Genomic DNA, 8,843 nt, shown 5'->3' with positions numbered 1-8,843 from the left:
GGGGGGGGGGGGGGGGGGGGGGGGGGGGGGCGGCCCCCCCCCCCCCCCCCCCCCCCCCCCCCCCGCTCCCACAGGGTGGCGTGGTGAATTCGGAATGACAGGCAAAAAAATGCCGCTCGATCGAGCGGCATTTTTGTCGGCGCAAGGCTTACTCGGATTCCACCGCATTCTTCGCCAGAATCGCATTCGCCAGTTCCATGTCCGTGGCCTGCAGGCCCGGGTTGTCGGCGCGGACTTTCTGCATCGCCGCTTCCAGGTACGGCCCGCGGATACCGCCGTCGCTGGCGACGAAGCTGCCGGCGTCGTCCTGCGCGGCGACGATCAGCTTGTGATCCTTGAAGGTCAGGTAGGTCGAACCGGTGGTGGCACCGGAGGAAATGACGTTACGCCAAAAGCCGTCGGCCATCGCTGAACCAACGGGAAGGGACAGCAAGGCAAGGGTCGCGACAGCAAGTTTGAGACGCATGATTGAGTGACTCCTGGGGGTTATCTAAGGCGTTGGATCGTCATTTACCCGATCCGGTTCCATGACTGCTCAGTCATGGAGCTGATGAGCTGGAGGTACGCAGGGTAGTTTGGCACCATGCACCCCGGTTTTTCATGCATGGACGCTGCCTTGGCTTTTATTTCTCTGATGTACGTGATGGTGTGGACAGTATGCACGGCGGCCTTTATCGGGCTTACGGTGCTGGTGATCATGCTGTGTGTGCCGACGTGGCGTCGTGCACTGTTGCGTCATCCACGCAAAGTGAGTGTTCTGGGGCTGCTTTGTCTATCGGTTGTCGGTGTGACCATCAACCAGATCACCAGCAGCATCGCAGACACTCTTGCCCGCAATTTAAGACTGAAGCACGAGGTTCAGGTCGAGGGTCTCAAATTGCCTGCGGGCACGTGGTTGCATCTAATGACCATCGATCCACTGGACGCGAACGGTCAACCGCAGATCCATGGCCTGGCGAGTCTGGACACTGCCAGGTTTCCTGCGCCGCAAACCCTCATGGGGGCGCGGGTTTCTTCACTGCAGATGTATCACCTGACGAGCGGAGAGATGCGCCTCGTCGGTGACCAGATAATTGATGGCTGGCCCTGTGCCCGCGACACGTTGCTGACCGTGAACTTCAGCGAAGAAACCCGGTTGCGCCCCGACCTCTGGCAGTTTGACGGCTGTACTTTGGTCGCCGGTGCAAAAGTCGCCGGTTTGGCCTGGCCAACCAAGAGTGGAGTGCAGAAGCAGGGCAACGAATACAGTGTCAGCTATTGGCAGGCATCGGAGTCCGTTTCGATTCAGGGCATTGAGTTGATGACCGCGACCGTGGAGCTCGATCAGCAACGCAATCCTCTGCATTGGAGTGGTCAGTTGCGCAATCCAATGGCGCTGGGTGATTGGCGGTACCCCCGAGGCACTCGGGCAGCCCAGGGCAAGCCGCAAACATTGCGCATGACGTCGAGCCAGACGTATACCGCGAAAAATGTGCGCACCGGTGAGACCCTGAAGCCCAATTACTCGATCCTGCAACGTGTGCCAAATGGGCAGGTGATATGGATCAAACCCAATGCCGAGATTGATGATCTCGACTGGTAGCTGGTTATTTCTGTTCGCTCTGCGGTGTTACCCGCAGCACCTCCTCAATGGTGGTCAGCCCCGCCGCAACCTTTTGTGCGCCCGACAGGCGCAGGCTGCGCATGCCTTCCTTGAAGGCTTGCCGCCGGATCGCGGTGAGGTCGGCGTCGGGGGTGATGAAGGCCTTGAGGCTGTCGCTCAATTGCATGATTTCGTAGACCCCGGCGCGTCCGCGATAACCGGTGTCGCGACATTCCAGACAACCGATAGCGCGTTGCGCATTGCCCGGCAGCGGCGCCTGCCAGGGCCGGGTCAGGGTTTGCCAGTCTTCCTCGTCCAGCGTCAGCGGCGCCTTGCAGTGCGGGCACAGCGTGCGCACCAGACGCTGGGCCATGACCCCGAGCACCGTGGCCTTGATCAGATAGTGCGGCACGCCGAGTTCCAATAGCCGACTGATCGCGCTGGGGGCATCGTTGGTGTGCAGGGTCGACAGCACCAGGTGGCCGGTGAGTGCAGCCTGGATCGCCATTTCCGCGGTTTCCAGATCGCGGATCTCGCCGATCATGATGATGTCCGGGTCTTGCCGCATCAGCGCGCGTACCCCGGCGGCGAAACTCAGGTCGATGTTGTGCTGGACCTGCATCTGGTTGAACGCCGGCTCGACCATTTCGATCGGGTCTTCGATGGTGCAGAGGTTGATCTCCGGCGTCGCCAGTTTCTTCAGCGTGGTATAGAGCGTGGTGGTCTTGCCCGAACCGGTTGGCCCGGTGACCAGAATGATGCCGTTGGGTTGGCGGGTCATGTCCTGCCAGCGGCGCAGGTCGTCGGCGGAAAAGCCCAACTGATCGAAGTCCTTGAGCAGCACTTCCGGGTCAAAAATCCGCATGACCATTTTTTCGCCAAACGCGGTGGGCAACGTTGAGAGCCGCAGCTCCACCTCGCCACCGTCCGGGGTCTTGGTCTTGACCCGGCCGTCCTGGGGTTTGCGCTTCTCGGCGACGTTCATCCGCCCGAGGCTTTTCAGGCGACTGACGATCGCCATGGTCACCTGCGGCGGGAATTGATAGACGTTGTGCAGCACGCCATCAATGCGGAAACGCACGGTGCCCTGTTCGCGGCGCGGTTCGATATGGATATCACTGGCGCGCTGCTGGAAGGCGTACTGGAACAGCCAGTCGACGATGTTGACGATGTGCGCGTCGTTGGCGTCCGGCTCCTGATCGCTGGCGCCGAGGTTGAGCAGTTGTTCGAAGTTGCCGAGGTTGCCGCTCTGCGCGTCGGCATTGCTGGCGCCGCTGACCGATTTGGCGAGGCGGAAGAACTCGACGCTGAAGCGCTGGATATCCGCCGGGTTGGCGACGACCCGTTTGATCGGCAGCTTCAGCACGTGGGTCAGGTCAGCCTCCCAACCGGTGACGTAGGGCTGGGCGCTGGCCACGACCACCGCGTCGCGGTCGACCGCTACCGCGAGAATCTTGTGGCGCTGGGCAAAGGCGTAGGACATCAGTGGGGTGATGGCGGCGACGTTGATCTTCAACGGGTCGATGCGCATGTACGGCTGGCCGGCCTGTTGCGCCAGCCACAGGGTCAGGCTTTCCAGATCCAGATGCTTGCCCGGACGGCTGAGGTCATCCAGTTGCTGGCTGGCAATGAATTCCAGCGGATGCTGCTGGCCGTGGGGCGCGTGGCGGCGCCGGGCATTGAGCGCCTGCTCCGCCGAATCCTGGCTGATAAAGCCCTGGGCGACCAGTTCACGCAACACATCGTTGAGATCCAGCCAGCGGTCCTGAGTGGCGAGTTGAACGGACATGCGGGCTCCTTTTGAACGACTGTGCGCAAAGGATAGTCGTGGCCCCGCAGACTGTTGGGCCACTACCCGACAAAGCCGTTGCCGGATTTGTCAGCCGGCCGCCTGGGCTGGCGCAGCCCACGCCGTGTCAGCGTTTTGCAGGTTCACCGAGCAGACGCTGATCAGGTTACGAAGTTTTTCCGCAATCACCTGCGCGCGATGCCAGCTCAGCCCGTCGATGACGATGTCGATCGACAGCAGATCGTCGAGCCGTTCGACGTGGACCTGCTGCGGCGTGAGGAACTGCAGCGCGAACAGGTTCAGCACCCGCACCAGCAGATCCGGCTCGGCTTCGGCGAGCAGCTGATAACGCGCACAGCAGTGGGCGTTGTTGACGTTCCACACATCGGCGCGGGGCGCAGGGGTATTCACGGCTTCGAGGTGAGGCATGTCCGGTCTCCAGAGTCAGTGGAGGAATTTTTACATTCGGTGTCGGGCATTTCTTGTCTAAGATGAGCGGATTCGCGGATTACTCGACTGGAGCGATTCGTAAAATGATCATTTTGAGGATTGATTATGCATAGCGAGCTGGACAGCTACGACCGGCGGATTCTCGCCTTGCTGCAAGAGGACGCGTCACTGTCCAGCGCGCAGATCGCCGAGCAGGTGGGACTGTCGCAATCGCCGTGCTGGCGGCGGATTCAGCGGATGAAGGAGGAGGGGATCATTCGCGGGCAGGTGACCTTGCTTGATCGCAAGAAGATCGGCCTGAACACGCAGATCTTCGCCGAGATCAAACTCAACGCCCACGGGCGTTCGAACTTCACCGAATTCACCGAGGCGATTCGCGGTTTTCCGGAAGTGCTGGAGTGTTATGTGCTGATGGGCGCGGTGGATTTTCTGTTGCGCATTGTCGCGGCGGACATCGAGGCGTATGAGCGGTTTTTCTTCGAAAAACTGTCGCTGGTGCCGGGGATTCAGGAAGTGAACTCGATTGTGGCGTTGTCGGAGATCAAGTCGACGACCAGCCTCCCGGTCTAGCACGGATGGCCTCTGTGGCGAGGGGATTTATCCCCGATGGGTCGCGAAGCGGCCCCGCTTTAGTCGAAAGCAGGGACTGCTGCGCAGTCCATCGGCGATGAATCCCCTCACCACACAGTCATTACATGCGCAGCAGCATTTTCCACGCACGATTCTGGTAAACCGCAATCGCCTGCTGCTTGCGTGCATCGAGCAGTTCATCAGTGATGGTCGGTTCGTTGGCCAGTTGCGCCAGTTTGTTCAGCTCGCCGTACAGGCGATCCATTTCCGCGATCTCCAGCACGTTACGCGCATGGTGCAGCCAGACCTGGATGCGTTCGATGCGCGGCAGTTGCTCGGCCAGATCTTCCGGTTGCTGCTGATAGCGCTGCAATTGCAGGGACGTGGCTTCTTCGCCGAGCAGGCGCGGCAGCCAGCTGTGCAGTTGCGCGGCGCCCTGGCGGTTGCCGCGGGTGTTGCGCTCGGCGGTCCAGGTGCGAGCCAGCAACCAGCGCGACGCAGTCAGCGAGAACAGACCCCAGCGCGGGTCTTCCAGCTCCTCAAGGAACTGTTCCGGCGCCGCTTTGCGCACGTCTTCGTCTTCGATGCCGACCTGAACCAGCGGGCGCCAGTCTTCGAGCAATGCGTCCAGCGCCACGCGCAGGTCGTGAGTGGCCGGACGCGGTGCGGCCTGGCCGAGGCTGCTGAGCAGGGCGCGCATTTCCGCAAGGTTCTCGACCCAGTCCTGCAGCAGGCGCCAGTGGCCGTTGAAACGATACTGTTCAGCCAGACGCTGGCTGCTGCCGAGCAAGTGCCAGCCCAGCGCGGCGAAGGCGTCGTCGAGTTGGGTTTCCGGAGTCAGTTGCGGCGCCGGCAGGCTCAGCGAGTAGCTGTTGGCGTCGTACAGACGGTAGCCGCGCTCGGCCTTGCTGATGTCGCACGGCATCAGGGCCAGGGTCTCGGCCAGTTCGGCGGCCAGTTCCAGCAGCGCGGCAGGCTCGCCTTCGCGCAGTTCCAGTTCCAGCTCACAGATTTCTTCTTTCTGTTTGCCGACCACCACGTGACCGAGGTCCAGCGCGGCTTCAATAACCACTTTGGCCTTGCCGCGGCCCCAGGCGATTTCCGCGCGCTCGCGGACGAAATCGGTGGTGAAGATCGGCTTCAGGGTTTTCTTGTCCAGCTCGGCCAGCGACTCGGGCCAGCATTCGCCGTCGAGTTTCTTCACGTCGAGCTTGGCTTTGGGCAACTTCCAGTCGTACTCGTTACGCTCGGACAGACCGGCAACACTCTGACCACGGGTCTTGAGGGTCTGAATCACTTCGTCACCGTCCTTGCGCAGACGCAGGGCGACTTTGGCTTGAGCCAGATCGCGCTCGGGGGTGTCGAAGTACTGGTTCATCAACTCACGGCGTTCCCAGCCATTTTTGTTGCGTTTCTTCAGTAGCGGGTGCTCGCGCAGGGCAGCGAGGGTTTCGCGGCTGACGCGGAGTTTGATTTCGGTTTCTTTCTGCATGGCCGGAAAATCCAGGATCGGGAGCGCAGCCGGGGGAATGTGTGGCTGCCAAGGCCGTGCAGTGTACAGGACTCAAACTTCCTACGCCCTGCGGCGGTTTATTCCGAGCGCCGGATGGCTCTATGATGGACTTCAAATCGGAAGTTGGAGTCAGCGATGCCTTTGCCATCCATGCAAGACCAGTTCGCTGCACTGATCGCCGCACCGTCGGTCAGTTGCACCCAACCGAGCCTGGATCAGTCCAACCGGGCGGTGATCGATTTGCTTGCCGGTTGGCTGGGCGATCTGGGCTTCAGCTGCGATATCCAGCAGGTCAGCCCCGGCAAATTCAACCTGCTCGCCAGTTTCGGCAGCGGCCCCGGCGGGCTGGTATTGGCCGGGCACAGCGACACGGTGCCGTACGACGATGCGCTGTGGCAGACCGATCCGCTGAAACTCACCGAGGTCGATGGCCGCTGGGTCGGACTGGGCAGTTGCGACATGAAGGGTTTTTTCGCGCTGATCATCGAGGCCGTGCAGCCGCTGCTCGACCAACCGTTCAAGCAACCGCTGCTGATCCTCGCCACCTGTGATGAAGAAAGCTCGATGTCCGGTGCCCGGGCACTGGCCGAGGCCGGCAAGCCGCTGGGCCGTGCGGCGGTGATCGGCGAGCCGACCGGGCTCAAACCGATCCGCCTGCATAAAGGTGTGATGATGGAGCGCATCGACATCCTCGGGCAGAGCGGCCATTCGTCGGATCCGCGCCTGGGCCACAGCGCCCTCGAAGCGATGCACGATGCCATCGGCGAACTGCGCGGTTTGCGTCTGTTGTGGCAGCGTGAATTCAACAACCCGCAGTTCAGCGTGCCGCAACCGACCATGAACTTCGGCTGTATTCATGGCGGCGACAACCCGAATCGCATTTGCGGCCAGTGTTCGCTGGAGTTCGACCTGCGTCCGCTGCCGGGCATGGACCCCAATGTCCTGCGTGCGGAAATCCTGCGCAAGCTCAATCCGGTGGCCGAGCGGCATCAGGTGAAGATCGATTACAAGCCGTTGTTCCCGGAAGTGCCGCCATTCGAGCAGGCCGCAGACACCGAATTGGTGCGCATCGCCGAAAAGCTCACCGGTCACAGTGCCGAAGCAGTAGCGTTCGGCACCGAAGCGCCTTATCTTCAGCGCCTGGGTTGCGAAACCATCGTGCTCGGCCCCGGCGACATTGCCTGTGCGCACCAGCCCGGCGAATACCTTGAAATGTCACGTTTGCAGCCTACCGTGCATCTATTGCGGCAGTTGATTGAACATTACTGCCTGGGCCCGGACAAAGTTCTATGAATTGAACAATGTCGATGTGGGAGCGAGCTTGCTCGCGAAGGCGTCGGGTCATTCGACATTGATGTATCTGATACACCGCTTTCGCGAGCAAGCTCGCTCCCACAGGGATTGTGTTTTGTCTGACCAAACGCTGTAAATTGCCAGCACCCCAACCCGTATTCATGAGGAGAGCGCGCGTGTCGCCAAGCCTGTTCCGACGATAACCATCAGCCCGCTGTGCGTTTTCCGTTTCGCCCTTTTTCCGGCTGCTATTTATTACAGGCCCAGGTTCATGCCCGAATACGTTAATTGGCTTCGTCACGCGTCCCCTTACATCAATGCCCACCGCGACTGCACCTTCGTCGTCATGCTGCCCGGCGACGGCGTGGAGCATCCGAACTTCGGCAACATCGTCCACGACCTGGTGCTGTTGCACAGCCTCGGCGTGCGCCTGGTGCTGGTCCACGGTTCGCGCCCGCAGATTGAAACCCGCCTCGCCGCCCGCGGCCTGACCCCGCACTACCATCACGGCATGCGCATCACCGACGCGGCGACGCTGGAATGTGTGATCGACGCGGTCGGCCAGTTGCGCATCGCCATCGAAGCGCGGCTGTCGATGGACATGGCTTCATCACCGATGCAGGGTTCGCGTCTGCGGGTGGCCAGCGGCAACCTGGTGACCGCGCGGCCGATCGGCGTGCTCGAAGGCGTCGACTATCACCACACCGGCGAAGTGCGCCGGGTCGATCGCAAAGGTATCAATCGCCTGCTGGACGAGCGTTCGATCGTGCTGCTATCGCCGCTGGGTTATTCGCCGACCGGTGAAATTTTCAATCTGGCCTGCGAAGACGTCGCTACCCGCGCCGCCATTGACCTAGGGGCCGACAAGTTGCTGCTGTTCGGCGCCGACCTCGGTCTGATCGACGAGAACGGCAAACTGGTGCGCGAACTGCGTCCGCAGCAGGTGCCGGCGCATTTGCAACGTCTGGGCAACAACTATCAGGCGGAATTGCTGGATGCCGCCGCCGAAGCCTGCCGTGGCGGCGTGGCGCGCAGCCATATCGTCAGTTATGCCGAGGACGGTGCGCTGCTGACCGAACTGTTCACCCGTGACGGCGGCGGTACGCTGGTGGCCCAGGAGCAATTCGAGCTGGTGCGCGAGGCGGCGATTGAAGACGTCGGCGGTTTGCTCGACCTGATCAGTCCGCTGGAAGAGCAGGGGATTCTGGTGCGCCGTTCGCGTGAAGTGCTGGAGCGCGAGATCGAGCAGTTCAGCGTGGTCGAGCGTGAAGGCATGATCATTGCCTGTGCGGCGCTGTATCAGATCGCCGATTCGGATGCCGGTGAGCTGGCGTGCCTGGCGGTGAATCCGGAGTATCGCCATGGTGGTCGCGGCGATGAGCTGCTTGAGCGCATCGAGACCCGTGCCCGGGCGCAAGGGTTGAAAACCCTGTTCGTCCTCACCACTCGCACGGCGCACTGGTTCCGCGAGCGTGGCTTCGAGCCTAGCAGCGTCGAGCGCCTGCCGGCGGCGCGGGCGTCGCTGTACAACTATCAGCGCAACTCGAAGATCTTCGAAAAGACCCTCTGACGATTAGCGAGTGATTCTTGTGGTGAGGGAGCTTGCTCCCGCTGGGCTGCGAAGCGGCCCCAAACCGGTGTTTGCC

8 protein-coding genes are annotated in these 8,843 nt (G+C 61.6%); 4 read left to right on the top strand and 4 right to left on the bottom strand.

The window, feature by feature from the left end; all coding sequences use genetic code 11:
* Positions 1 to 148: 148 nt before the first annotated feature.
* Positions 149 to 466 carry a DUF2388 domain-containing protein gene (locus NTD85_RS00565; RefSeq protein ID WP_003229284.1) on the bottom strand — a complete coding sequence of 106 codons (318 nt, stop codon included), beginning with the start codon at positions 464 to 466 and terminating at the stop codon, positions 149 to 151.
* A 138-nt stretch (positions 467 to 604) separates the two neighbouring features.
* Here NTD85_RS00565 and NTD85_RS00560 point away from each other — a divergent pair, with 138 nt between their 5' ends.
* Positions 605 to 1,582 carry a hypothetical protein gene (locus NTD85_RS00560; protein WP_262141164.1) on the top strand — a complete coding sequence of 326 codons (978 nt, stop codon included), beginning with the start codon at positions 605 to 607 and terminating at the stop codon, positions 1,580 to 1,582.
* Positions 1,583 to 1,586: 4 nt separating this feature from the next.
* Here NTD85_RS00560 and NTD85_RS00555 read toward each other — a convergent pair whose 3' ends face one another.
* Both NTD85_RS00555 and NTD85_RS00550 read right to left on the bottom strand, forming a co-directional pair.
* Positions 1,587 to 3,371 (bottom strand): GspE/PulE family protein, encoded by a 1,785-nt coding sequence (locus NTD85_RS00555; protein WP_003229281.1) that lies wholly within the window; start codon positions 3,369 to 3,371, stop codon positions 1,587 to 1,589.
* 90 nt (positions 3,372 to 3,461) lie between these two features.
* Entirely contained in the window at positions 3,462 to 3,800 is a 339-nt protein-coding gene (locus NTD85_RS00550) for a hypothetical protein (RefSeq protein ID WP_226500863.1), read from the bottom strand.
* Positions 3,801 to 3,926: 126 nt separating this feature from the next.
* On the opposite strand from NTD85_RS00550, the gene NTD85_RS00545 reads away from it, so the two are divergent.
* Positions 3,927 to 4,391, top strand: coding sequence for an Lrp/AsnC family transcriptional regulator (locus NTD85_RS00545; protein ID WP_027610503.1), 465 nt, complete (start codon positions 3,927 to 3,929; stop codon positions 4,389 to 4,391).
* 121 nt (positions 4,392 to 4,512) lie between these two features.
* On the opposite strand, the gene NTD85_RS00540 is transcribed toward NTD85_RS00545, so the two are convergent.
* The gene (locus NTD85_RS00540; protein WP_003229277.1) at positions 4,513 to 5,883 is read right to left on the bottom strand and encodes an inorganic triphosphatase; all 1,371 of its coding nucleotides are present in this window, start codon (positions 5,881 to 5,883) and stop codon (positions 4,513 to 4,515) included.
* A 156-nt stretch (positions 5,884 to 6,039) separates the two neighbouring features.
* Here NTD85_RS00540 and argE point away from each other — a divergent pair, with 156 nt between their 5' ends.
* Positions 6,040 to 7,197: an acetylornithine deacetylase gene (gene argE, locus NTD85_RS00535; protein ID WP_262141162.1), complete on the top strand. Its 1,158-nt coding sequence runs from the start codon at positions 6,040 to 6,042 to the stop codon at positions 7,195 to 7,197.
* A 271-nt stretch (positions 7,198 to 7,468) separates the two neighbouring features.
* Complete coding sequence (gene argA / locus NTD85_RS00530) at positions 7,469 to 8,767, top strand: amino-acid N-acetyltransferase (RefSeq protein ID WP_003229273.1); 1,299 nt, start codon at positions 7,469 to 7,471, stop codon at positions 8,765 to 8,767.
* The last annotated feature ends 76 nt before the right edge of the window (positions 8,768 to 8,843 follow it).

This window comes from Pseudomonas sp. 13B_3.2_Bac1 (assembly GCF_025466205.1).
GTDB classification, from domain to species: Bacteria; Pseudomonadota; Gammaproteobacteria; order Pseudomonadales; family Pseudomonadaceae; genus Aquipseudomonas; species Aquipseudomonas fluorescens_H.
The sequence above is the reverse complement of the archived record's forward strand: the minus strand, read 5'-3'. Positions and strand labels throughout refer to the sequence as shown.